The sequence below is a fragment of the Pseudomonas sp. B34(2017) genome, assembly GCF_002112915.1.
Lineage (GTDB): Bacteria > Pseudomonadota > Gammaproteobacteria > Pseudomonadales > Pseudomonadaceae > Aquipseudomonas > Aquipseudomonas pharyngis.
Genome location: NZ_NEJA01000002.1, coordinates 439,556 through 464,201, shown reverse-complemented (window position 1 = coordinate 464,201; position 24,646 = coordinate 439,556). Strand labels below are relative to the sequence as shown.

General features: G+C 59.2%; 20 protein-coding genes. 6 read left to right on the top strand and 14 right to left on the bottom strand.

Translation table 11 applies throughout. The features are described from left to right. Nucleotides 1–24: 24 nt before the first annotated feature. Both CAF80_RS07515 and CAF80_RS07510 read right to left on the bottom strand, forming a co-directional pair. Complete coding sequence (locus CAF80_RS07515) at nucleotides 25–918, bottom strand: DUF4123 domain-containing protein (RefSeq protein WP_134333781.1); 894 nt, start codon at nucleotides 916–918, stop codon at nucleotides 25–27. Beyond that, the gene (locus CAF80_RS07510) at nucleotides 864–2,957 is read right to left on the bottom strand and encodes a type VI secretion system tip protein VgrG (RefSeq protein ID WP_085667078.1); all 2,094 of its coding nucleotides are present in this window, start codon (nucleotides 2,955–2,957) and stop codon (nucleotides 864–866) included. The genes CAF80_RS07515 and CAF80_RS07510 overlap by 55 nt, the downstream gene beginning before the upstream one ends. A 362-nt stretch (nucleotides 2,958–3,319) precedes the next feature. On the opposite strand from CAF80_RS07510, the gene CAF80_RS07505 reads away from it, so the two are divergent. Further along, nucleotides 3,320–4,621 (top strand): OprD family porin, encoded by a 1,302-nt coding sequence (locus tag CAF80_RS07505; RefSeq protein ID WP_085667077.1) that lies wholly within the window; start codon nucleotides 3,320–3,322, stop codon nucleotides 4,619–4,621. A gap of 74 nt (nucleotides 4,622–4,695) precedes the next feature. On the opposite strand, the gene CAF80_RS07500 is transcribed toward CAF80_RS07505, so the two are convergent. The 12 genes from CAF80_RS07500 to CAF80_RS07445 form a co-directional block, all read right to left on the bottom strand. After that, a complete protein-coding gene (locus tag CAF80_RS07500; protein ID WP_039768240.1) occupies nucleotides 4,696–5,316 on the bottom strand; it encodes a lipoprotein in 621 nt (206 codons plus the stop codon). 44 nt (nucleotides 5,317–5,360) lie between these two features. Continuing rightward, on the bottom strand, nucleotides 5,361–6,299 hold the full coding sequence (locus CAF80_RS07495) for a carbohydrate kinase (protein ID WP_085667076.1): 939 nt from the start codon (nucleotides 6,297–6,299) through the stop codon (nucleotides 5,361–5,363). 13 nt (nucleotides 6,300–6,312) lie between these two features. Continuing rightward, the gene (gene xylB, locus CAF80_RS07490) at nucleotides 6,313–7,809 is read right to left on the bottom strand and encodes a xylulokinase (RefSeq protein WP_085667075.1); all 1,497 of its coding nucleotides are present in this window, start codon (nucleotides 7,807–7,809) and stop codon (nucleotides 6,313–6,315) included. Between the two features lie 123 nt (nucleotides 7,810–7,932). After that, nucleotides 7,933–9,408 carry a mannitol dehydrogenase family protein gene (locus CAF80_RS07485; protein ID WP_085667074.1) on the bottom strand — a complete coding sequence of 492 codons (1,476 nt, stop codon included), beginning with the start codon at nucleotides 9,406–9,408 and terminating at the stop codon, nucleotides 7,933–7,935. Between the two features lie 16 nt (nucleotides 9,409–9,424). Continuing rightward, on the bottom strand, nucleotides 9,425–10,528 hold the full coding sequence (locus CAF80_RS07480) for an ABC transporter ATP-binding protein (protein ID WP_085667073.1): 1,104 nt from the start codon (nucleotides 10,526–10,528) through the stop codon (nucleotides 9,425–9,427). A 23-nt stretch (nucleotides 10,529–10,551) separates the two neighbouring features. After that, nucleotides 10,552–11,382 (bottom strand): carbohydrate ABC transporter permease, encoded by an 831-nt coding sequence (locus tag CAF80_RS07475; RefSeq protein ID WP_007957423.1) that lies wholly within the window; start codon nucleotides 11,380–11,382, stop codon nucleotides 10,552–10,554. A gap of 8 nt (nucleotides 11,383–11,390) precedes the next feature. After that, nucleotides 11,391–12,317 carry a carbohydrate ABC transporter permease gene (locus CAF80_RS07470; RefSeq protein ID WP_039768250.1) on the bottom strand — a complete coding sequence of 309 codons (927 nt, stop codon included), beginning with the start codon at nucleotides 12,315–12,317 and terminating at the stop codon, nucleotides 11,391–11,393. Nucleotides 12,318–12,462: 145 nt separating this feature from the next. Further along, a complete protein-coding gene (locus tag CAF80_RS07465) occupies nucleotides 12,463–13,773 on the bottom strand; it encodes a sugar ABC transporter substrate-binding protein (RefSeq protein WP_085667072.1) in 1,311 nt (436 codons plus the stop codon). A 226-nt stretch (nucleotides 13,774–13,999) separates the two neighbouring features. Next, the gene (locus tag CAF80_RS07460; protein WP_039768255.1) at nucleotides 14,000–14,905 is read right to left on the bottom strand and encodes an AraC family transcriptional regulator; all 906 of its coding nucleotides are present in this window, start codon (nucleotides 14,903–14,905) and stop codon (nucleotides 14,000–14,002) included. 99 nt (nucleotides 14,906–15,004) lie between these two features. Next, nucleotides 15,005–15,868 (bottom strand): phospholipase, encoded by an 864-nt coding sequence (locus CAF80_RS07455; RefSeq protein ID WP_085667071.1) that lies wholly within the window; start codon nucleotides 15,866–15,868, stop codon nucleotides 15,005–15,007. A 146-nt stretch (nucleotides 15,869–16,014) separates the two neighbouring features. After that, on the bottom strand, nucleotides 16,015–17,304 hold the full coding sequence (locus CAF80_RS07450; protein WP_085667070.1) for a glycosyltransferase: 1,290 nt from the start codon (nucleotides 17,302–17,304) through the stop codon (nucleotides 16,015–16,017). Between the two features lie 166 nt (nucleotides 17,305–17,470). After that, nucleotides 17,471–17,836, bottom strand: coding sequence for a response regulator (locus CAF80_RS07445; RefSeq protein ID WP_039768263.1), 366 nt, complete (start codon nucleotides 17,834–17,836; stop codon nucleotides 17,471–17,473). A 264-nt stretch (nucleotides 17,837–18,100) separates the two neighbouring features. On the opposite strand from CAF80_RS07445, the gene CAF80_RS07440 reads away from it, so the two are divergent. From CAF80_RS07440 to CAF80_RS07420, 5 genes are read left to right on the top strand one after another with little or no spacing between them, the layout of a single operon-like run. After that, the gene (locus CAF80_RS07440; RefSeq protein ID WP_085667069.1) at nucleotides 18,101–21,592 is read left to right on the top strand and encodes a response regulator; all 3,492 of its coding nucleotides are present in this window, start codon (nucleotides 18,101–18,103) and stop codon (nucleotides 21,590–21,592) included. Further along, nucleotides 21,592–22,425: a protein-glutamate O-methyltransferase CheR gene (locus CAF80_RS07435; RefSeq protein ID WP_074690657.1), complete on the top strand. Its 834-nt coding sequence runs from the start codon at nucleotides 21,592–21,594 to the stop codon at nucleotides 22,423–22,425. The genes CAF80_RS07440 and CAF80_RS07435 overlap by 1 nt, the downstream gene beginning before the upstream one ends. Next, nucleotides 22,422–23,015 (top strand): chemotaxis protein CheB, encoded by a 594-nt coding sequence (locus CAF80_RS07430; protein ID WP_039768269.1) that lies wholly within the window; start codon nucleotides 22,422–22,424, stop codon nucleotides 23,013–23,015. The genes CAF80_RS07435 and CAF80_RS07430 overlap by 4 nt, the downstream gene beginning before the upstream one ends. Beyond that, nucleotides 23,009–24,223, top strand: coding sequence for a hybrid sensor histidine kinase/response regulator (locus CAF80_RS07425; protein ID WP_039768271.1), 1,215 nt, complete (start codon nucleotides 23,009–23,011; stop codon nucleotides 24,221–24,223). The genes CAF80_RS07430 and CAF80_RS07425 overlap by 7 nt, the downstream gene beginning before the upstream one ends. 44 nt (nucleotides 24,224–24,267) lie before the next feature. Then, nucleotides 24,268–24,645, top strand: a complete 378-nt coding sequence (locus tag CAF80_RS07420; protein ID WP_007954537.1) for a response regulator — start codon at nucleotides 24,268–24,270, stop codon at nucleotides 24,643–24,645. The last annotated feature ends 1 nt before the right edge of the window (nucleotide 24,646 follow it).

The window sequence follows — 24,646 nt, the reverse complement described above, 5'->3', positions numbered from 1 at the left end:
GGCTTTCTACGGAAAATTGTTGACTCATTCAGACAACTCCCTCATCACAACCCCAAGCGGCAACTTCTCCCCAACAGCCCGCTCTTTGGCTTTTCCCCACATCGGCCAATTCGCCGGGAACTCGGGGTCCATCAATTGCAGGCTGGCAAACAGGCTGACGTCTTCCGGGTCCGACAAGCCTTCTGCGCGACCTGCGTCCAGCGCCTGCTTGACCTGGTTCAACCGGTCGCCATGGCAGCTACTGGTGAATACCTCTGGCGCGTCTTTTTCCAGTTCGGTGGTCAGGTTGTAGGGCAGGGGATCGACCTCCATGTCCTTCCATAACTTTGCGTCCAGGAAAATCGGCTGGTACTTGCCCGGCTTTTCCAGGTTAAGCCCTTTGAAGCATTGCCACTCATCATCCGCCGCTGGCACCCACCACTCCTGCAACGGGCCGAAAAGCCAGGCATGCCAGGACAGATCGTCGCGGGCGTGGAGCATCGGCAGTACTTCAGGGGCGTAGCTGCGGATCATCAGGACTTCGCCGGCTTCATTTTTTGCCAGCAAGGCATCGCTCAGGTGCGCCGCGAGTTTGTCGGCAGGGCAGTCGGTGCGGATCCAGCTGGCCATGGCGGTGCAGCCGGTGAAGTATTCGTGGGCGAGAAAGGCCTGGAATTCCATGTCGCTGACGTCCACGAGCCATGGGCCGTAGTTGCGCAATTCGGCGAATTCCGATTGAAGCATCAAGGGGCGGCGTGACGGATCGGATTTGAGGAATTGCTGTCGAGCCGGCTCGGAGAGCAGGCCCGCTTCAACGATTGCGAATCTCGACTGTGCGTTTTTATGCGCCTCTACCCAGGCTTTCGCTGCGTCGTCCTTCGTCATCAATTGGCTCCCGATTGCAGGGCCAGTTTTTCCCGCATGGCTTTCTTCAGGCACTCAACGCAGATGCCTTTCGGCGCCTTCAGCTTCGGCACTACGGCCAGCGATTCAGCCTCGATCTTTTGATTCAGCCGGGTTTGCATCAAGCGTCCGGCCTTGTCGAGGGCGGCCAAGCCAGGGATGAAAGGCACAAGGATCTGAATGCCTGAGCCCACACCCGGCGCACCACCGGTGTTGGCCTTCACTTCCGCGCCGCTGATGGTCACACCACCCGCATCGACCTTGATGAAACTGCCGCCAGCCTTCGCCGTCAGTTCCATCCCGCCTTCGATCACGACTTTTTCGCCAGCGTGGTAGTGAATCTCCGTGCCCGCTTCCACGAACTGACCGGTGCCAACTTTCACATGCTGGGTCACGCCGACAGTCAGGTGATCGTTGGCGCGCATTTCGCTCTTGCGATCCAGGTGGGTGATGCGGTGTTCCTCGACCTTGAATTCACTTAAAACATTGGCTTCAACGGTGTCATGCCGTTCATTGCCAACCCGAATCTTTTGATCGTGTTCAATGTTCTCGTCCCAGTCGCGCTGGGCGTGGATGTAGATCTGTTCCGCGCCTTTCTTGTCTTCGATGCGGAATTCGTTGTAGCCCTTGCCGCCCGGTGAACTCAGGGTTTTGAAGGTGCTGCGGGTCTTGTTCGCCGGCAAGTCGTAGGGGACGACGTTTTCCTTGTGGTACAGGCAGCCGGTCACCAATGGCTGGTCGGGGTCGCCTTCAAGGAATGTCACCAGCACTTCCATGCCGATGCGTGGGATGGCGATGCCGCCGTACGCTGCGCCGGCCCAGCCGCTGGCGACGCGCAGCCAGCAGGTGGTTTTGTCGTCGGCCTGGCCTTCGCGGTCCCAGTGGAATTGCACTTTCACGCGGCCGTACTGGTCGCAGTGGATTTCTTCGCCGGCGGGGCCGGTGACGATGGCGGTCTGGCTGCCGAGGACTTTTGGTTTCGGGTGTTCGAGGGCAGGGCGGTAGTGGGCGTCCCACGGGGTGGCCACGAAGCTGTTGCGGTAGCCCTGGTGGAAATCGCTCTTGTTGTCGGTGACGTCGCTGGTGACGTTTTCGCCCAGCACTTGCGGCTGTTTGCCTTCGTGGAAGACTTCCAGCAGCAGCCACAAATCGTTCCATTCGGCGCGCGGGTGTTCGGCCAGGGTCATGAAGTGGCCGCTGGTCAGGGTCGGTTCGTCACCTTTGCCTTCGGCGAGTTTGTAGTCGCTGCGATGGCGTTCCAGCGCGCGGGTCGAGAGGAACTTGCCGCGCTCGCGCGTGGTGAAGCGGCCGGGGTAGTCGTAGTCTTCCAGGTCCGGCATGAACTCGGATTTAGCGGCGCCTTCGGGCAGGATCTTCGGTTTTTCGAAATCGTAGTCGCGGCGGCTGACGCGGCTGGTGCGGGTTTCCAGGCGCAGGTTGAAGCGCTTGATCACCGGTTTGTCGGCGGTCATGCCGGAGTCTTGCTGGTAGTTGACCGGTTTCAGTTTGCGGAACACGGTCTGGTCATCGCCGAACACCAGTTTGTGGCCGCTGCTGCTGTGCTGGAAGTGAAAGTGAATGCCTTCCTCTTCGCACAGGCGCTGGATGAAATGCAGGTCGGATTCGTCGTACTGCACGCAGTAGTCGCGTTCCGGGTATTCGGCGCCGAGCTGGAAGCTGTAGGCGTTGGCCAGGATGCCGCGATCTTCCAGAACCTGGGCAATGATCTTCGGCACGGTGAGGTTCTGGAAAATCTGCTGGTCATGGTTGTGCCGCAGGTAGGCCAGTTGCGGCACCAGGCTCAGGCTGTAGCGGGTCAGGGTCTTGCCGGAATCGCCTTGCTCGATGCGATACACCAGACCATGAATCTTGCCCTCGCCAGTGGCGCCGAAGGTCAGGCAGCCAGGCTTGTGCAGGAGTTCTTCAAGGTTGAGGTCGGGACGGGCGCTGACCAGTTCGAGGTCGAAACGGAACGGCTCGTTGAGGGCTTCGCGACCGGTGAAGCTTAGGACCTGCAGGTCGGCGGAAGCGCCTTCGAGCGTGAGGGTAATGTGGGTAGCATTGGCGTCCAGCATGCCTTGTTTTCCGTCCTTTGGATTAGCGTGGGCGGATGGTGCAGGATTAAACCGCCTCGTTCAAGGCGCAAATGCCGTAGAGGCAGTGGTCAGAACCCATAGGGAAAACCCTTAGGCCTACGGTTTGGCCCAGTAAAACAGGCACTTGCGGGCGAACCAATCTGTCGCGAATGCTGAATACCGAGTCCGGGAACAACCAGTCAGTTTCAGACTAAAGTCGCCTGTAGCACGTCAAAGCCATCTGCCATCATTGCCGTTCACCCCCGCGTGTTCACTGCCTCCCGGTTCTTCACTGGTCCGGGACGGGAGCTATTTCTGGTTGTTTGCGCCTCTGCGCAATCGTTGTTCTGTTGGAGTTTTCAATGCGTCCCCCATTTCCCCTCATCACCCCGCGCCAGTCGCTTGGCTTCGGAGCCTTTGTGCTGTGCGCCGGTTTTACCGCGCAGGTCCAGGCCGGCGGTTTTTTCGAAGACACCACGGCGAAGATCGAGTCGCGCACGGTGTACTTCAACCGCGATTTCCGTGACGGGCACACCTCCAGTGATCAGGGCGCGTCCAAGCGCGAAGAGTCGGCGCAGGGTTTCATTCTCAATCTGCAATCGGGCTACACCGAAGGCACCGTCGGTTTTGGTATAGATGCGCTGGGCATGGCGGGTTTCCAGCTCGATTCCAGCCCGGACCGCAGCAACAGCGGCCTGTTGCCGTCCAGCGGCGGCGACCCGCGCGGTTCGAAAGGTCAGTACGCGAAGATGGGCCTGACCGCCAAGGTCAAAGTCTCGGATACGGTGCTGAAATACGGCGCGCTGCTGCCGGATCTGCCGCTGCTCAAGTACAACGACGGTCGCCTGCTGCCGACGATGTTCAACGGTGCGATGCTGACTTCCAAAGAGGTGAAGGACCTGACCTTCATGGCCGCGCGTCTGGACAAGTACACCGCGCGGGATTCGACCGATTCGCAAGACATCCGCGTGCACTGCAAGAACAAGCGCTATGCCTGCAACACCACCGCCGATCATTTCGACATGTACGGCTTCGACTACAAGATCAACGATCGCCTGACCGCGCAGTACCACTACGCCGAGCTGGAAGACATCTATCGCCAGCACTTCGTGGGTCTGTTGGCCAATCAGCCGCTGGGTGACGGTGTGCTGAAAGCCGATCTGCGTTTGCTGAAAAGCGCCGACAGCGGCGATGCGAAAGCGGGCTCAATCGACAACCGCGCGTTGAGCGGCATGCTGTCTTACGGCATCAGCGGTCACACCTTCAGCGCTGGCTGGCAGCGTATGAACGGTGACAACTCGATGCCGTATCTGGATGGCAGCAACCCGTATCTGGTGAACTACGTGCAGGTCAACGACTTCGCCGCCGCCCAGGAACGTTCCTGGCAGTTGCGTTACGACTATGACTTCAAGGCGATCGGCATCAACGGCTTGAGTTTCCTGACCCGCTACGTGAACGGCGATCACATCAAGGTCCCCGGCACCGATCAGGAAGGCAAAGAGTGGGAACGCGACAGCGAGCTGAAGTACGTGATTCAGACCGGGACGTTCAAGGATGTCAGCCTGCGTTTGCGTAATGCGACTTACCGCACCAACTACGAGAAGTTCGCCCGGGATGTGGATGAGACCCGGTTGATTGTGAGTTACAACTTTTCGGTGTTGTAACCCACAGGTCGGCGGTGTTTGAACTGACGCCATCGCGGGCTTGCCCACGATGGCGTCCTAAAGGGCACCGAAGGTCAGAGCCAATGCCAGAACCGGCTCCAGAACCCGCGATTCAGATCATCCTTGCACGCCGCGTATTGCTGACCGTACATGTCCGAGCGGTTCTGCACCTTGCGCGCCACCGGCGGCAGCCACGCCTTGCTGGCGTAAGTCTTCTGCCGGAAACCGCCCCAGCCCTCGTGGTAGTTGAGGTACTGGTTGTAGGCGTCGTACTTGTACACGCCGTTGATCGAGGTGGTCTTGTCCATGTACCAGCCGACGAAGTCGATGGCGTCGTCGAAGTCTTCGCGATCGGCGCCGTAGCGACCGGTGCTTTTCTGGTAGTCGGACCAGACTTCATCCTTGGCCTGTGCATAGCCGGAGGCCGTCGAAACCCGGCCCCACGGGATCACCCACAACAGGTATTTGCGCGGCGTCTTGGCGTCATAGCGGTAGCCGGACTCCTGATACATGATCGCGAACGGCACCTGGATCGGTACACCCCAGCGCTTTTGCGTGACTTGCGCCGCGTCGTACCAATCACTCTTTTCGCGGAAAATCTCGCAGAGGTTTTCCGGTGAACGCGGTGGCGATGTTCCGCAACCGGTCAACAGTGCCGCCAATACCAAGAGTCCAACCGTGCGCCCCGAATTCAAAAGCCGTCATCCCGTCGTGCAAAAAAGGGCGCCAGTCTACGCGGTCAGGTCAACTGGTGGCGATAAGGCAAATCCGGACCTGTTTTACTGCATGTAAGGGCGGCGGCCTGTACGGCAAACCTGAGCATGCCGTCGATCTGTTCGCGGCTCAGGTGCTGCACGCCTTCCACCGAATCCAGCTCGTGCTCCGTCAGCCAGGTGATCAACGCGGCCTGGAAGGTATCGCCAGCGCCGACGGTGTCGGCAATCTTCACCGAGCTTGCCGGCACCGACCATGAGCCGTGAGCGCGGCTGAAGACTGTTGCACCTTCACCGCCACGGGTCAGAAACACCACTTGGCAGCGATGCTGCAACCAGCCTTCGATGACGCGCGCCGGATCTTGCTCGGGGTACAGCAGGCTCAAGTCTTCGTCGCTGACTTTGATCAAGTCCGCCAACGGCACCAGCGTAGCGATTCGTTCGCGCCAAAGGTCGATGTTCGGCTCGGGGTTGAGGCGCACGTTCGGGTCGAGGCTGATCAGGCGTTTACCGCTTTCGCGTTGCACCAGCGCAAGCAAGGTATCGGCAACCGGTTGCACCACCAGCGAGAACGAACCGAAGTGCAGGCCGCGCACTTGCGGGCCCAGCGTCGGCAGGTGCGCCTGACTCAACTGCCGGTCGGCGCAACCTTCGCCACGGAAGCTGTAGTGCGGCGAGCCGTTGGCACCCACCGCGACCATCGCCAGGGTGGTCGGCGCAGCGAAATCCACCAGATAGTCCGGGCGTACGCCTTCATCCTGCAGCACTTGCTGCAAGCGTCGTCCGAGGTAGTCGGTGGACAGCCCGCCGAACAGCGCCGAATCAACGCCCAGCCGGCGCAAACCCACCGCCACGTTGAACGGCGAGCCACCGGCAATCGCCTTGAAATTGACTTTCGATGCCTGTCCGCCGGCATCGTCTTCGCTGAAGAAATCGAACAGTGCTTCGCCACACACCAGGTACATAGTTGTTTGCTCTTTATAAGGTTGCGACATGCAGTCGATAGCGTTCATAGGCCTGCTGGAAGGCCGCGACATTCGCGGCAACCGGCAGGGTTTCACTGTTCAGATCGAGCTTCACGCAGCGCTGGCACAGATCGGCCAGGGTGTCTTCGTGGCCGTTCGACCACGATTTGCACCACGCCGCCTGAATCGCCGCGCCGAGGGCTGCGGCTTCGCTCTGCTCGGTGCAGATCACCGGGGTGTTCATGATGTCGGCGACGATCTGCCGCCACACCGCGCTTTTCGAGCCGCCGCCGATCAGGCAAATGCTGCGGCTTTGTAAACCATTCTGGCGCAACAGATCCAGTCCATAACGCAGGCCGAAGGTGGTGCCTTCGACGGCGGCGCGGCACAGATTGGCTTGCGTCAGGTTATCGATCGTCAGGCCATGCAGGCTGCCGGTCGCATGGGGCAGGGGAGGCACGCGTTCGCCGTTGAGGAATGGCAGCATGCTCACGCCCTCGGCACCGATCGGGGCCTGGGCCACCAAGGCGTTGAAGGCATCGAGATCGAGGTTGAACAGTTCGCGGATTGCGCCGGTGGCGTTGGTCAGGTTCATGGTGCAGATCAACGGCAGCCAGCCGCCGCTCGAGGAACAGAAGGTCGCGACCGACGCGTCCGGGCTGACCTTCGGTGCCTCGGCGTAGGCGTACACCGTGCCGGAAGAACCGAGGCTCATGGTGATCGCCCCCGGCTGAATATTGCCGGTGCCGATGGCGCCCATCATGTTGTCGCCGCCACCGCTGGACACCACCGCGTTGGGGTTGATGCCCAGCTGTTCGGCAATGGCGGGAAGGATCGTGCCGACCGCTTGATGAGCGTCGATCAGTTCCGGCAGCGCGGATTGCAAGCGACCGCTGGCGTCGATGTCGCGCAGCAGCTGCAAATCCCAGTGGCGGGTGCGCACATTGAAATAGCCGGTGCCGGATGCATCGCCGTATTCGCTGCACGCACGGCCGGTGAGCCAGAAATTCAGGTAATCGTGGGGCAACAGGATTCGCGCGATGCGGGCGAACACATCCGGATGCTGTTCCTTGGTCCACAGCAGTTTGGAGACGGTGTAGCCCGGCGCGATGACCACGCCAAGGCGTTCCAGCGAGCCTTGTTCACCGCCCAGGTGAGTCAGCAGGCGGTCGTTTTCAGGCGTGGTTTCGGTGTCGCACCAGAGCTTGGCCGGGCGCAGGACCTGGCCTTGATCGTCGAGCAGCACCAGGCCGTGTTGCTGGCCGGAAACGCCGATGCCCTGGATTGACTGGCCGTCGACATTCGCCGCCAGTAAAGCGCGGCGGGTGGCGAGGGCGAAGGCTTCCAGCCATTGCGCGGTGTCTTGCTCGCGACGGCCGTTGGCGCCGCTGATCATCGTGTGGGCAGCGGCGCCCTGGCCGAGAACCTGACCGCTGACAGCGTCGAGGATAATGGCTTTGGTGCCTTGGGTGCCGCAGTCGATGCCGAGGAAGAGTTGCTGGGTTGTCATATGCTCTCCACAAAGATCGTTCCCATGCTCCGCGTGGGAATGCCTCAATGGACGCTCTGCGTCCGCTGTTGAATGGGACGCGGAGCGTCCCGGGCTGCATTCCCACGCAGAGCGTGGGAACGATCAGGCGACGAGAATTTTTTCCAGAGTTCGTGTCACGCCTTCTTCACGCAAGCTATTCAGGCACCACTCGAACGCCGCAACAAACTCTGGCGAACGCGGTATCGCCACCCCGAAAATCTCCTCAACCCCCAATAACCGCTCAGTGATCAAAGCATCCTCTGCCACCAACCCCTGACAGAACGCCGCCCGAGGATCCGGAATCGAGTAAGTGTCGCCATTCTCATCCACACCCTTCAGATAAAGCGCCCAGGCCGCCACCACCAACGCCGCACGCTTGGTCTCACGCCCATCGGCAATCAACCGATTGATCGTTGGAATAGTGAACTTGGGAAACTTCGACGAACCATCCGAGCAAACCCGCTCCAGCTGATCAGCAATCGCCTGATTGGAAAACCGCGCCACCAGCGTGTTCTTGTACTCGGTCAGGTCGATGCCCGGCACCGGCGCCAGTTGCGGGGTTACGTCCAGGTCCATGTAGGCGCGCATGTAGCGCACGAACAGCGGGTCGTTCATGGTCTCGTGAACGAAGCGGTAACCCTTCAAAAAGCCCAGATAGGTCAGCGCCAGATGGCTGCCGTTGAGCAGTTTGATCTTCATCTCTTCGTAGGGTGAAACGTCGTCGGTGAACTGCACGCCGACCTTTTCCCAGGCCGGGCGGCCGTTGACGAACTTGTCCTCCAGCACCCATTGCACGAAGGGTTCGCAGACTACCGGCCAGGCGTCATCGACAGCGTGTTTGTCCGCCAGTTGCAGGCGATGCGCGGTGCTGGTCATCGGCGTGATGCGGTCGACCATGGCGTTGGGGAAACTGACGTTGGCGTCGATCCAGTCGTGCAGGTCCGGATCGAGCAGCGCGGCGAAGGCCAGCAGCGCCTTGCGGGTCACCGCGCCGTTGTGCGGCAGGTTATCGCACGACATCACCGTGAACGCCGGAATGCCCGCCCCACGGCGCTTGGCCAGCGCCGCACAGAGGAAACCGAACACGGTTTTCGGCTGTTGCGGGTTCGTCAGATCGTGCTGAATCTGCGGCAGGTGCGCCATGAATTCGCCGTTGCTGTCGTCGATGCAATAACCGCCTTCGGTGATGGTCAGCGAGACGATGCGGATCTGCGGATCGGCGAGTTTGTCGATCAGCGCCTGGGCGCTGTCCTCGGCCAGCAGCATGTCGCGGATCGCACCGATGACGCGGACTTCGGTGTCGTCGCTGTCGCCCAGTTCGAACAGGGTGAACAGGTAGTCCTGTTCCTTGAGGTCATCGCGGGCACGGCGGTCCTCGGCGCGCAGGCCGACGCCGCAAATTGCCCAGTCCAGCGCTTCGCCGGTGTTCATCAGCGCGTCGGTGTAATACGCCTGATGCGCGCGATGGAAGCCGCCGACGCCAATGTGAGCGATGCCCTGGCGGGTTTCGCTCAGGCTGTAGGCCGGAAGCTTCACTTCGGCGGCCAGGCGGTTGAGGTTTTGCTTGTTCAGTTTCATCGGGTCAGTCTCGAAATCAGGCGGCAGCGCGCAACGGGCGGGTCAGCGCCACGCCGTCGGCATTGAACAGATGACAGTGGGAGGCGTCCAGGTGCAGGTTCAGTTGTTCGCCGTAACGGCTCGCCAGATCACCGCGCACGCGCATGGTCAGGGCTTCGCCGGCGTTGGTCTTGACGTGGCAGAAGGTGTCGCTGCCCAGCCGCTCGCTGACGTCGGCGGTGACTTGCAGGGTGCAGTCGCCCGCTTGCGCCAGTTCCAGATGTTCCGGGCGAATACCCAGGGTCACGGCGCTGCCGACGCTCAGGTTCGACGCGTTGAACGGCAGGGTGATGCGGGTGCCGGCGTCCAGCGAGACTTCGCAGCTTGCGCCATCGATCCGCACAATCTGGCCCTTGAGGAAGCCCATTTTCGGCGTGCCGAGGAAACCGGCGACGAACAGGTTGGCGGGGTTGTGATAAAGCTCCAGCGGCGAGCCGACCTGCTCGATCTTGCCGCCATTGAGCACCACGACCTTGTCGGCCATGGTCATGGCCTCGACCTGATCGTGGGTCACGTAGATCATCGTGGCTTTCAAATCTTTGTGCAGGCGCAGCAGTTCCAGGCGCATCTGCACCCGCAGGGCGGCGTCGAGGTTGGACAGAGGCTCGTCGAACAGGAAGATTTTCGGGTTGCGCACGATCGCCCGGCCGATGGCCACGCGCTGACGCTGGCCGCCGGAGAGCTGTTTCGGCTTGCGTTCCAGCATCGGCCCCAGTTCGAGGATGCGCGCCGCTTCGCCGACTTTCTTCTCGACTTCGGCTTTCGGCACGCCGGCCAGGTCGAGGGCGAACGACATGTTCTTTTTCACGGTCATGTGCGGGTACAGCGCGTAGGTCTGAAACACCATCGCCAGATCGCGCTTGGCCGGGCTGACTTCGGTGATGTCGCGCCCATCCAGTTCGATGGTGCCGCCACTGACTTCTTCAAGGCCGGCGATCAGGCGCAGCAGGGTGGATTTGCCGCAGCCCGACGGGCCGACGAACACCACGAATTCCTTGTCGTTCACCTCAAGGTCGATGCCCTTGATGATGGAAAAACCTTCGAAGCCTTTTTGCAGATTCTTGATTTTCAGGTTGGCCATGGTGGCGCTCCTCATGCGAATTCTTATTTCACGGCACCGAACGACAGGCCGCGCACCAGTTGTTTCTGGCTGATCCAGCCGAAGATCAGGATCGGCGCGCAAGCCAGGGTCGAGACGGCCGACAACTTGGCCCAGAACAAGCCTTCGGGGCTTGAGTAGGAGGCGATCAGCGCGGTCAGTGGCGCGGCTTTGGACGAGGTCAGGTTCAGCGACCAGAACGCCTCGTTCCAGCACAGGATCAGCGACAGCAGCACCGTCGAGGCGAGGCCGCCCTTGGCGATCGGCAGCAGCACGCGGAGCATTTCCTGAGCCAGGGTGGCACCGTCGAGGCGGGCGGCTTCGAGGATGTCTTTGGGGATGTCCTTGAAGTAGGTGTAAACCATCCAGACCACGATCGGCAGGTTGATCAGCGTGTAGATCACGATCAGCGCGATGCGCGTGTCGAGCAGGCCGAAACTCTTGGCCAGCAGGTAGATCGGCATCAGCACGCCCACCGGCGGCAGCATCTTGGTGGAGAGCATCCACAGCAGCGTGCCCTTGGTGCGCTGGGTTTCGTAGAACGCCATCGAGTAGGCCGCCGGCACCGCGATCAGCAGGCAAAGAGCCGTGGCGCTGAAGGAAATCACCACCGAGTTCCAGGCAAAACTGAAGTAATCGCTGCGCTCGTTGATGTGCAGGTAATTCTCCAGCGTCGGCGTGAAGATGAACTGCGGCGGTGTGGCGAAGGCATCGATTTCGGTTTTGAAACTGGTCAGCACCATCCAGAAGATCGGGAAGAAAATGATGATCGCGATGGCCCAGGCCAGCGTGCCGAGCAGCAGGCTTTGCAGCCGGCGGGATTGTTGAAGAGTCATGGCAGGCCTCAGGCTTTGTCAGTCAGGTTTTTGCCGATCATCCGCACCAGAATGATCGCGGCGATGTTGGCGATGACCACGGCGATCAGGCCGCCGGCCGAGGCCATGCCGACGTCGAACTGCACCAGCGCCTGGTTGTAGATCAGGTAGGCGAGGTTGGTCGAGGCGTAGCCCGGGCCGCCGTTGGTGGTGGTGAAGATTTCGGCGAACACTGATAGCAGAAAGATGGTTTCAATCATCACGACTACCGCAATCGGCCGCGCCAGGTGCGGCAAAGTCAGGTGCCAGAAGATCGCGATCGGGCCGGCACCATCGAGGCGGGCGGCTTCTTTCTGTTCCTGGTCGAGGGACTGCATGGCGGTCATCAGGATCAGGATCGCGAAGGGTAGCCATTGCCACGAGACAATGATGATGATCGACAGCAGCGGGTAGTGAGCCAGCCAGTCCACCGGTTGCGCGCCGAACAGTTTCCAGATGTAGGCGAGGATCCCGGACACCGGATGGAAAATCAGGTTCTTCCAGATCAGCGCACCGACGGTGGGCATGATGAAGAACGGCGAAATCAGCATCACCCGCACGATGCCGCGACCGAAGAATTCGCTGGCCTCCAGCAGCGCACTGATCAACACGCCGAACACCACGCTGATCAGCAGCACGCTGCCTACCAGCAGCAACGTGTTGGTGGCGCCGGGCATGAAGCCGGAGTCGGTCAGGAAGTAGGTGAAGTTTTCCAGCCCGACGAACTCGTTGGTGCCCGGGTCGAGCAGGTTGTAGCGGATCATCGAGAAATAGACGGTCATGCCCAGCGGCACGATCATCCACAGCAGCAACAGGGCCACCGAAGGGCTGACCAGAAACCAGCCGGGATTGGCCACGCGGCTTTTGCGCCGGGGCTGCGACAGGTCGATGTGGGCTTTGGCAGTTGAAGTATTCATGGTGATCACAACCGTTTTAAAAGGCAGACTCGATCCACTGTGGGAGCGAGCCTGCTCGCGATGAGGGTGGCCCATCCGCCACATTTATTGAGACCGGATTACCGCTATCGCGAGCAGGCTCGCTCCCACATGGAAATGCGCAGGATTACTTCGGATAACCCGCGCGCTTCATCTCGCGTTCGGTGGTTTGCTGCGCGGCGGTCAGTACCTGGTCGACCGTGGTCTGGCCGATCAGCGCGGCGGAGAACAGCTTGCCGACCTGGGTGCCTACACCCTGGAATTCAGGAATGGTTACCAGCTGGATGCCGATGTAAGGCACAGGTTTGAGGGTCGGTTTGCTCGGGTCGGCCGCTTTCAGCGATTCCAGCGTGACCTTGGCAAACGGCGCGGCGCTCATGTAAGCGTCACTGTAGGTCGAGGCACGGGTGCCCGGCGGAACGTTGGCGATGCCGTCGGTCTTGGCGACCAGTGCGCCGTACTCTTTTGAGGTGGCCCAGGCGCTGAATTCTTTGGCGGCGTCTTTGGCCTTGGAACTGGTCGGAATCGCCAGTGCCCACGAGTACAGCCACGCCGAGCCTTTGTCGGTGACCTGATGCGGCGCGTAGGTAAAGCCGACGTGATCGGCGACCTTGCTTTGAGTCTTGTCGGTAACGAACGAACCGGCGACGCTGGCATCGACCCACATTGCGCACTTGCCGCTGTTGAACAGGGCGAGGTTTTCGTTGAAACCGTTGCTGGAGGCGCCCGGTGGGCCGGATTTCTTCATGGTGTCGACGTAGAAGTTCAGCGCGTTCTTCCACTCCGGACCGCTGAATTCGGGTTTCCACTGCTCATCGAACCAGCGTGCGCCGTAGGCGTTGGCGACGGTGGTGATCAACGCGATGTTTTCACCCCAGCCAGCCTTACCGCGCAGGCAGATGCCGTACTGTTCCTTGTCCTTGTGGGTGAGTTTTTCGGCGAAGCCGGCGATCTGTTCCCAGGTCGGACGCTCGGGCATGGTCAGGCCGGCGTCCTTGAACAGGTCGGTGCGGTAGTAGGTGATGGAGCTTTCGGCATAGAACGGCAGGGCGTACAGCGAACCCTTCACCGACAGGCCTTCGCGCACCGACGGAAATACATCGTCGAGGGCGTAGCTGGCCGGCAGATCCTTCATCGGTTCGAGCCAGCCTTTTGCACCCCAGAGTGCGGCTTCGTACATGCCGATGGTCAACACGTCGAACTGACCGCCCTGAGTGGCAATGTCGGTGGTCAGGCGCTGACGCAGGACGTTTTCTTCCAGCACCACCCAATTGAGCTTGATGTCCGGATGCTCGGTCTCGAAGGTTTTCGAGAGCTTTTGCATGCGGATCATGTCGCTGTTATTGACGGTGGCGATGGTCAGGGTCTGGGCGCCAAGGCTGACGCTGCTGAGGGTCATGCAGGTGAGGGCCAGCAGAGCTTTTGCAGTGGGTTGCATCGTGCACTCCTTTTCTGCACCCGGCGGGGGCAGAAGGACAGTTATTGTTTTTGTGTTCTTCCAGCGGGGGAAGAATGTGCACTGATTACAGCCTTCTGACGCAGGGCTGACAAATCATCCCTAGCACTTGAATCGATACTTTTTTGCACTCGGGATTGGCGCGGCAAACGCAGGGAAGGGCGTTTCAGAAGGACGGCCGGCATGAATCCGTACAGGTTTTCCGGCGTCAGCCGTGGTTTTGCTCGGTCAGGCGTTGCACCACCAACCGCCGATAATGCGAAGGCGTCATGCCTTTGAGCTGCTGAAAACGCCGATTGAAATTGGAAATATTGTTGAAGCCCGACTCGAAACACACCTCGGTCACCGGTTTGTCGCCGTCCGCCAGCAGTTCGCAGGATTTGCTGATACGCAGGCGATTGACGAATTCGATGAAGTTGCGCCCGGTGGCCTGCTTGAACACCCGACTGAAATAGGTCGGCTTCATGCCCAGGTGCTCGGCGACTTCCTCCAGCGGCAACTCGCGGGCGTAGTGGGCGAAGATGTAATCCACTGCGCGGTTGGTGCGGTCGATGTTGTGCTCGTCGGCCAGTTGCGGGGTGGTCGCGCCGGACAGCAACTGGTAGTCGTCGCAGGCCGCCAACAATTCCATCAGGATGAAAAAATGCCCGAGGCGGGTGATGCCGTTTGAATCGGCGATGCGTTGCATCAGGGTCATGGCTTGGCGAATGGTGTGCGGGGAACGGAATTCGATGCCGTACTGCGCACGCTCGAGCAGCGGCGCCAGGGTCTTGAGTTCGGCGAATACCTGATGGCCGCTTTCAAACAGCTCATCGGTGAAGTTGACCAGCATGTCGCGTTTCTCGACCACTTCGTCTTCGGCCACCTGGCTGATCCAGTTGTGCGGCAGATTGGGGCCGGTCAGGAACAGCGTCTGCGGGTAGAAATTGCCGATGTAGTCGCCGATGAACACCTTGCCCGAACTGGCGACGATCAGGTGCAGCTCGTATTCCTTGTGAAAGTGCCAGCGCACCAGCGGGCAGGGGAAACCATGCTGGCGATAGATGATGGACAACCCGTTGTGGTCATCCATGAGCTCGTAGGAGGGATCGGTCACGCGAGCGGTTCGGGTCATGGCTGAGTGCTTTTCTTGTTATCGCCTGAGGATCATGCCTCGTTTTCCGTGCTTAGCACCAGTGTGCGGCTTCGACAGCGCTTTGAATCACTGGTGTGATTAGATTTTTCTGCGGGCTTTTGCAAGGTTGGCCGTTCGGCAGAATGAAACGATCCGACTATTTTTTATGAAGTCGAAATTAATGATGCTGCATCGCTGCGCCCATTCAGTTTTGTCCGGATCAAACCAGTTATCCAGCTCATCAAGGATGCGTAGGGGGCCGATAATGCCATAACAGGTCGCGCTTAGTGACCAAGGCCTCCCACCGGGTGGAGCTTTCATGACACTTTTAATGTATTGATAAAGATCATCGACGCTGACCATTTCTTTATTGAGCCACGAGTGCGGGATCCTGTCGCAGAAATACCTGCGATCGAGTTGGTGGTGATAGGGGGCTGCCACTAATAATCGTTGCAAAGGACTCGCGGCTTTTAGCTCGTGCAATGCAAGATGCCTGTTTTCTACAGGAATTATTCGATCGCCAAGTTTTTTGAGCAGGGTGTCGTTGAACAGCTGGTAATCAAATTCGTCTGAACCTTTGTTGAGTTCATGAAAGTCCAGAATAATAAATTCATCTCGACTTCTTTCAAGAAACGATTCGATCTCGATTACCAGATCACCTAAATGGCGTGAAGACAGATATCCGCTGTGCTGGAACTGGAATTTCTTCATGTCGTCCGCTTTGGCGTAGTACCCCAGACGGAGGTCAAGTGCCCGGGCGCCGCGGTTGAGTTGGGCATAGATCGGCACATCCTGACAAGCTAGCCAGGTTTCAGCCAGAGGCACTGCATAAGATGCTTCACGGTCACAGCCGGCATTGTGAGCACCCGGCAAAGTCATCTCCGTAAGAGACAGGTCATCGATCGCCGGCGTGGCAGCCATCCAATTGTGAAGCTCAAAGTTATTATCCAAAAAATTATTCATCTATACATGCCTGCAAGTTTTTAATGGCGCCGACTTTGAAAGGTGATGGCGCTTGCAGGATGTTTATATTGTTTGGGGGTTTAAGTGGCCACTCATTATTTAATTCAGGTTGTTGGTTGTTGTTTGTGCTTGTTTCGGAGGTGTGCTTACTTGTTCAGGTTCTTCGCCTCGATCCATTGCGCCATGTATTGCGTGCTCTTGTGAGCGTGGTGTCGCAACATGCCGCCCGTAAAGTTGCTGAGTCTCAGTTTTGCAATATTCTTGCGACATTCCTGCAGTTTATTGATCAGCGCCTGGCCATGGACCGCTTGCTGATAAATGTCCTTGAGCAGGGTATTGCCCTGAGACTGGGCAACTTGCCAACGGACTTCGTCGCGATAAAGTTGTACCGCGGCATTCGCCAGGTCCTGCGCCGTGCGGCAGACCGCGCCAGGCCACGGCTGATCGGTGTGCATGCCTTCCGCGCCAATAGGGGTAGTGACGCTGGGGGTACCGCAGAGCATGGCGTCGATCAGTTTTCCCTTGATGCCCGCACCGAAACGCAGAGGGGCCAGGCAAATACGCGCATCGGACATGACCTGCAACGCATCCTCTGCCCAGTTCATGATGTGAAAACCCTGCGCAACATTGTGCAACGCCGCTGCCTTGGGTGGCGTGTAGGCGCCATAAACATGCAGTTGGGCTTTTGGCAGTTGTTCGCGAATCAACGGCCAGACGGTCGATTTCATCCACAAGACCGCATCCCAGTTCGGCGCATGACGGAAATTGCCGATACTGAGGAAGTGCGCACGCTCTTCGAAGGGTTTCGCAGGGGTGCTGGGCGCTTCGACCATCAAGGGACACCAGTGCAACAGCTCGCGCGGCAGTTTGAACTGCTGCACCAGCAACTCGATTTCCACCTGCGAGATCATCAGGTTCAGGTCGCAGCGATACAGCGCGGCAATCTCGCGTTTTGCCAGATCGGTGTCAGCCATCAGCTCGAACTCTTCGGCCAGCGCCGGCGCAAACAACTGATTGAAGTCGTTGGCATCATCGCTGTGCTTGAGCCGGTCCTTCAATCGCTGGTGCCGGGCATGCCGCAGGCTTTGCAGATCCGAGGTTTCCAGCACACGCAAGGCATCGGGGCAGTGTTTCTCTACGCGCCAGCCGAATTGTTCTTCAATCATGAATTGATCGAAGAGCACGATATCCGGCGCCAGCTCGCTGATGAATGTGTCGAAACTGCTGCTGTTCAGCTCGATCGGGACCGTATGGATTCCCAGCTCGCCCAAATCGGCCGGATGTTCGCCAACACCGGCAGGGCTGGCAAAGGTGATTTGCCAACCCTGGCGCAGGAACGTTTCGAGAATTTGCATCACATGCCCGCTTGCCGCAGAGGAACGAGGTTCCGGCCAGACATAACCAATGACGAGGACTTTGGTTGCGGGCTGACTCATGAGAAACGGTTCCTGGAACGAAGTGACGGAAAAAAAGGCGCGCGGATTAGACCATAACCCAGGCGTCGGGTGATCCGTTTTTATCGGGTTTGCATCGGACGAGGGCGAGGGAGAAGGCGATCGACAGGGCGTGTGAAAGCTTCATTCAGACATTGAAGTCTCGTGCTCAGGATTGCCCGAGAACGGCTTTGACCTTGTCTCGCAGTTGATCAATGGAAAATGGCTTGCCGATCACATGCATGTCCATCGGTACTTCAATGGTCTCGGCATAACCGCTGGCAAACAGAATCGGCAGTGTGGGGCGAATATTGCGGGCTTCGGTGGCCAGTTGACGGCCATCCATGATCGGCAAGCCGACGTCGGTCATCATCAGGTCGATGTGCTGATTCGTATCCTTGAGGATTTCCAGCGCCTGCTCGCTGCCATCTGCCTCCAGAACCTTGAACTCCAGCTCCTCCAGCACATCGACGATCAGCATGCGCACGATGGCATCGTCTTCTACTACAAGGATGGTGGACACAGGGCTGGACATAATGGCGGCTCTCAAGAATGGGGGACGGGGCGCCGGTCGATCAAAAATGCCGGGCTCTTGCATGAGTAAGTGGCGCATAGCCACAAGTTCCCGACTGCATATAAAAAAAGGATAGGCGCAAACGGGCGGGCAAGGATAACTGTTGGGCCGCGATTCGGCGTAGGCAAATGTAGGAAAACAGTACTAAAGCTGTGAGAAAAATGGATCCATGGTGCCGTTTTGGGGCAAACTCCCTGGTTTTCAACAGTTCGACAAGGCTGCCACATGTCCTCTCCGTCTTCGGTTGATGAGCAACGGTTTCGCAAACTCCTGACCCGCAACGTCAGTTTGCCGTTGGGCGTCGGCGTCATCAGTGCCGTGTTCTTCATTTCATTGATCACCTATTTGTTGTCCGTGATTCAGTGGGTGGAGCACACCGACCGGGTGATCAATAACGCCAACGAAGCGGTGAAACTCACCGTGGATCTGGAAACCGGCATGCGCGGGTATCTGCTCAGCGGCGACGAGCACTTCCTCGACCCGTACGAGACGGCCAAGCCCCGGATTGCCGTGGCACTCAACACGTTGCTTGAGCTGACTGCCGACAACCCGGCGCAAACCGATCGCCTGCGTCGACTTCAGGCGCTGCAAACCGAGTGGGCGACGTATGCGCAATCGATGATCGATCTGCAACGGGCCAGTGGCGATTACAAGTCGGCGGTCAAAGCGGGGAAGGGCAAGCGCCTGACCGATGAAATACGTAAACAGTTCGAAGATGTGATTGAAACCGAGCAGTTGCTGCGCGCCTCGCGCAACGAGGACGTGCGCCGCACCACGGTCTGGAGCATCAGCCTTTATCTGCTGTTCGTGGCCGGCATCAGCGGTCTGTTGGCCTATGTCGGTCGACGCGATCTGCTCAACCTTTCGCAAAGTTATGGTGCGACCCTCGCGGCGCAAGAGGCCAGCGCCCTTCGTCTGGAACAACAAGCGTGGCTGCGCAACGGTCAGACTCAGCTGGCAGAGCAGGTGCTGGGGCAACTGACGCTGAATCTGCTGGGGCGCAATATCCTGCAATTCTGCGCCCAGTACCTCGGCACCGCCGTGGCCGCGTTGTATGTGCGCGAGGAACATGGCGGCCTCAAACGCGTGGCGACTTACGGATTCTCCCGCGAACAGGAACAGCAGAATCAATTGATCTACAGCGATGAAGGCCTTGTCGGACAGGTCGCACAGCAGGCTCGGCTGCTTCGTCTCGATTCAGTGCCGTCCGACTACTTCAAGGTCAGTTCCGGTCTGGGCGAAGGCCTGCCGCACAGCGTGCTGGTGGTACCTACCAGTGATGACGAGCGGGTCAACGGCGTAATCGAGCTCGGTTTCCTGCGTCCGCTCACCGACCGTGATGTGGCGCTGCTGGAACTGATCGCCGGCAATATCGGCACCTCCATCGAAGCCGCGCGCTATCGCCAGCGCTTGCAGGAAGTGCTGGCTGAAACCCAGCAACTCAATGAAGAGTTGCAGGTGCAGCAGGAAGAGCTGAAAACCGCCAACGAAGAGTTGGAGGAGCAATCGCGGATTCTCAAGGAATCCCAGGCGCATCTGGAAACCCAGCAAGTCGAGCTGGAACAGACCAACGAGCAACTGGCCGAACAGGCCCAGACCCTGGCCGAGCAGCGCGACGCCATGGACCAGAAGAACACCGAGCTCAATCTGGCCCAGGTGCAGCTCGAAGAGCGCGCCGAAGAGTTGCAGCGCTCGAGCAAGTACAAATCCGAATTCCTGGCCAACATGTCCCACGAGCTGCGCACGCCGCTGAACAGTTCGCTGATCCTGGCCAAGCTGCTGGCGGAAAACCCGCAGGACAACCTCAGCGCCGAGCAGGTCAAGTTCGCCGAGTCGATCTACTCTGCCGGCAACGATCTGCTCAACCTGATCAACGACATTCTCGACATTTCCAAGGTGGAAGCCGGCAAACTCGAAGTGGTGCCGGAAAACACCAGCGTCGCGCGCCTGGCCGACGGCCTGCGCAGCGTCTTCGAACCATTGGCGGCGGACAAGAAACTGACGTTCACCGTCGAGTTGCAGCCTGATGCGCCGATCACTCTGTTTACCGATCGCCAGCGTCTGGAGCAGGTGATCAAGAACCTGCTGTCCAACGCCGTGAAATTCACCGAACAGGGCACGGTCAGCCTGACCATCGCCGGCCAGCCGGACGATCGCATTGCTTTCATCGTGCGCGACTCGGGGATCGGGATTGCGCAGGATCAACAGGAAAGCATTTTCGAAGCCTTCCGCCAGGCCGACGGCACCACCAACCGCAAATATGGCGGCACCGGGTTGGGGCTGTCGATTTCCCGGGATCTGGCGACGTTGCTGGGCGGTTCAATCAGCGTCAGCAGCGCGCCGGGGCAGGGCAGTGCCTTCACCCTGGTGTTGCCGCAACAATACCGCGAGCCGGGCGACGCGCCGGTCGCGCCGCTGACGTTCAGCCCGCCCGCTGCCGCTCCGGTCATTGCATCCGCCGTGACGGTTTCGCCGCTGGCCTCTGTCGACATTCCGCGCTTCAACGATGACCGCAATAAAGCGCCGTTCGATACCCGCTGCATTCTGGTGGTGGAAGACGAACCGAATTTCGCCCACATCCTCTATGACCTGGCCCATGAACTGGGCTACCAGTGCCTGGTCGCGCACGGGGCGGATGAAGGTTATGACCTGGCGCAAGAGTTCGTGCCGGACGCGATCCTGCTGGACATGCGCCTGCCGGACCATTCGGGCCTGACCGTTCTTCAGCGTCTGAAGGAAAACGCTCAGACCCGGCACATCCCCGTGCACGTAATTTCCGTGGAAGACCGCGTCGAAGCGGCCATGCACATGGGCGCCATCGGTTACGCGGTCAAGCCGACCACTCGCGAAGAGCTCAAGGACGTGTTCGCCCGTCTCGAAGCCAAGCTCACGCAGAAGGTCAAACGTGTGCTGCTGGTGGAGGACGACGATCTGCAGCGGGAAAGCATTGCCCGCCTGATCGGCGACGACGACATCGAAATCACCGCTGTAGGCCTGGCGCAGGACGCGCTGGATTTGTTGCGCACGACGATTTTCGATTGCATGGTCATCGATCTGAAGCTGCCGGACATGCTTGGCAACGATCTGCTCAAGCGCATGTCCACCGAGGACATCTGCTCGTTCCCGCCGGTCATTGTCTACACAGGGCGCAATCTGACCCGCGACGAAGAAGCCGAACTGCGCAAGTACTCGCGTTCGATCATCATCAAGGGCGCACGGTCGCCTGAACGTCTGCTGGATGAGGTCACACTCTTTCTGCACAAAGTCGAATCGCAGTTGTCCCATGAACGGCAGAAGATGCTCAAGACCGCCCGCAGCCGCGATAAGGTCTTCGAAGGACGCAAGGTGCTGCTGGTGGACGACGATGTACGTAACATTTTCGCCCTGACCAGTGCGCTGGAAACCAAGGGTGCAGTCGTGGTGATTGGCCGAAACGGTCGCGAAGCGATTGAAAAACTGAATGAAGTCGAGGACATCGACCTGGTGCTGATGGACGTGATGATGCCGGAAATGGATGGTTTTGAAGCCACCATGGAAATCCGCAAGGATCCGCGCTGGCGCAAGCTGCCGATCATCGCGGTGACGGCCAAGGCCATGAAGGACGATCAGGAGCGCTGCCTGCAGGCGGGTGCCAATGATTACCTGGCCAAGCCCATTGACCTGGATCGCCTGTTCTCGCTGATTCGCGTGTGGTTACCCAAGATGGAACGCATTTAGTGGAACGTAGTAATTCCGTTGAGCGGAACAGTGAAATCGAACTGCGGTTGCTGATCGAGGCGATTTATCTCAAGTACAGCTACGATTTTCGCGATTACTCCGGCGCCTCGATCAAGCGCCGTGTGCAACATGCGTTGAACCAGTTCGAGTGCGCGACCATCTCGGCCTTGCAGGAGAAAGTCCTGCATGACCCGACGGCGTTCATGCAGTTGCTGCAATTGCTGACGATCCCGGTCAGCGAGATGTTCCGCGATCCATCGCACTTCCTGGCGATCCGTCAGGAGGTGGTGCCGCTGCTCAAGACCTATCCGTCGATCAAGATCTGGATCGCCGGTTGCAGTACCGGTGAGGAGGTCTACTCGATGGCGATCCTGCTGCGCGAAGAAGGCCTGCTTGATCGTACGATCATCTACGCCACCGACATCAACCCGCGTTCGCTGGACAAGGCCAAGCAGGGGATCTTTTCGATGGAGAACGTGCGAGCCTATACGGCCAACTATCAGCAGGCCGGCGGTCAGCGCTCTTTCGCCGACTACTACACTGCGGCGTACGGCTACGCGATTTTCGACAAGAGCCTGTGTGAAAACGTGACGTTCGCCGATCACAGCTTGGCGACCGATAGTGTATTCTCCGAAACTCAATTAATTTCGTGTCGTAACGTGTTGATTTACTTCAATAAAAAACTTCAGGATCGAGCGTTCGGGTTGTTCCATGAGTCGTTGTGCCATCGTGGTTTTCTGGTGTTGGGCAGCAAGGAAACTCTGGATTTCTCCGGCTACTCCAACCAGTTCGAACCGCTGGTGAAACAAGAACGGATCTACCGCAAATCATGAACAGTGCAGCGGATTTGCCTCGGGTCGAGGCGATTGTGGTCGGGGCTTCCGCCGGTGGCGTCGAGGCCTTGCTGACCATGCTTGGCTCGCTGCGGGCCGGGTTCGGTCTGCCGATCATCATCGTGCTGCATTTGCCGGAAGAGCGCCGCAGCCAGCTCGCCGAGGTGTTCGCCCGGCGGCTGGCGCTGCCGGTAGCAGAAGCCATCGATAAACAGGACATCACGCCCGGCACCGTGTACTTCGCGACGCCGGGTTATCACCTGTCGGTGGAACAGGACCTCAGTCTGTCGCTGAGCCTTGAAGACCGCTTGCACCATTCGCGGCCTTCGATCGATTTCCTGTTCGAGTCCGCCGCTGATGCCTATGGGCCGGCGCTGGCCGCAGTGCTGCTGACCGGCGCGAACCACGATGGCGCGCGAGGCCTGGCGCAAGTCAAACGCCTGGGCGGGCTGACCATCGTGCAGGACCCCGACGAGGCGCAGGTCGCCACCATGCCTCGCGCGGCACTGAAAACGCATCAACCGGATTACATCCTTCCCATACACGGCATCGGCCGTCTGCTTGTCGAGCTGGAACGAATCGCATGCTGAGTAATATCCAGGCAAAACTGCTGATCGTCGACGATCTGCCCGAGAACCTGCTGGCCCTCGAAGCGCTGATCAAACGCGAAGACCGCACCGTCTACAAAGCGCTGTCGGCGGACGAAGCGCTGTCGCTGCTGCTGCAACACGAGTTCGCCATGGCCATCCTCGACGTGCAGATGCCCGGCATGAACGGCTTCGAACTGGCCGAATTGATGCGCGGTACCGAGAAAACCAAAAACATTCCAATCATCTTCGTCAGCGCCGCTGGCCGCGAACTCAATTACGCGTTCAAGGGCTACGAAAGCGGGGCGGTGGACTTCCTGCACAAGCCGCTGGACATCCATGCGGTAAAAAGCAAGGTGAATGTCTTTGTCGATCTGTACCGCCAGAGCAAGGCGATGAAGCAACAGGTCGAAGCGCTGGAGCAGAGCCGTCGCGAACAGGAAGCGCTGTTGCAGCAACTGCAAAGCACCCAGGGCGAACTGGAGCAGGCGGTACGCATGCGTGACGATTTCATGTCGATCGTCGCCCACGAAGTGCGCACGCCCCTTAACGGCCTTATCCTCGAAACCCAACTGCGCAAGATGCACTTGGCCCGGGACAACGCTGCCGCGTTCACCCTCGACAAAATGCACGCGATGGTTGACCGCGACGAGCGCCAGATCAAAAGCCTGATCCGGCTGATCGAGGACATGCTCGACGTCTCGCGGATCCGCACCGGCAAGCTGTCGATTCGCCCGAGTCGCTTCGATCTCGCGCAGTTGGTGAGCAACTTGCTGCAAAACTTTGCGCAACAGATCGAGGCGGCGGAAACCACCGTTTCCTTCGAAGCGGAGAGTCCGGTCGAAGGCTGCTGGGATGAGTTTCGCATCGAACAGGTGATTTCCAACCTGCTGACCAATGCCTTGCGTTATGGCGGTAGAAGCCCGATTCAGGTGCGCGTCTATCGCCAGGGCAACCAGGCACGTGTCGAGGTCCAGGATCACGGCATCGGCATCAGCGAGGAAAATCAGAAACGTATTTTTCAACAGTTCGAACGCGTCTCCGCCAAGACGGTGGTGGCCGGCCTCGGACTGGGTCTGTTCATCTCCGAACAGATCGTCGCCGCCCATGGCGGCTTCATCGTCGTCGAAAGCAAGATCAACGAGGGCGCCCTGTTTCGCGTTTGTCTGCCGCTCCAGGAAAACGGCGAAACAAACGCAACCTCTGAGTGACCGCACGGTCGTATCAGCAGCTATTGACCGAACAAAGGCTTCCCATGAGCGTAGATGCACAAGATGTAGTACTCGTCGTCGAGGACGAACCGGTGATCCTGATGGTGCTGACAGACTATCTGTCAGGGCAGGGCTATCGCGTATTGCAGGCCGAGAACGGCGAGCAGGCGTTCGAGATTCTGGCGAGCAAGCCGCATCTGGACATGTTGATTACTGATTTTCGTTTGCCGGGAGGCATCTCGGGCGTGCAGATCGCCGAACCCGCCGTCAAATTGCGCCCTGATCTGAAGGTGATCTTCATCAGCGGCTATCCGCAGGAAATCCGCGAGACCGGCAGCCCCATCACCCGCCGGGCGCCGATCCTGGAAAAGCCGTTCGATCTGGATGTATTGCAGGAGAAGATTCAGGAACTGCTGGCCTGAG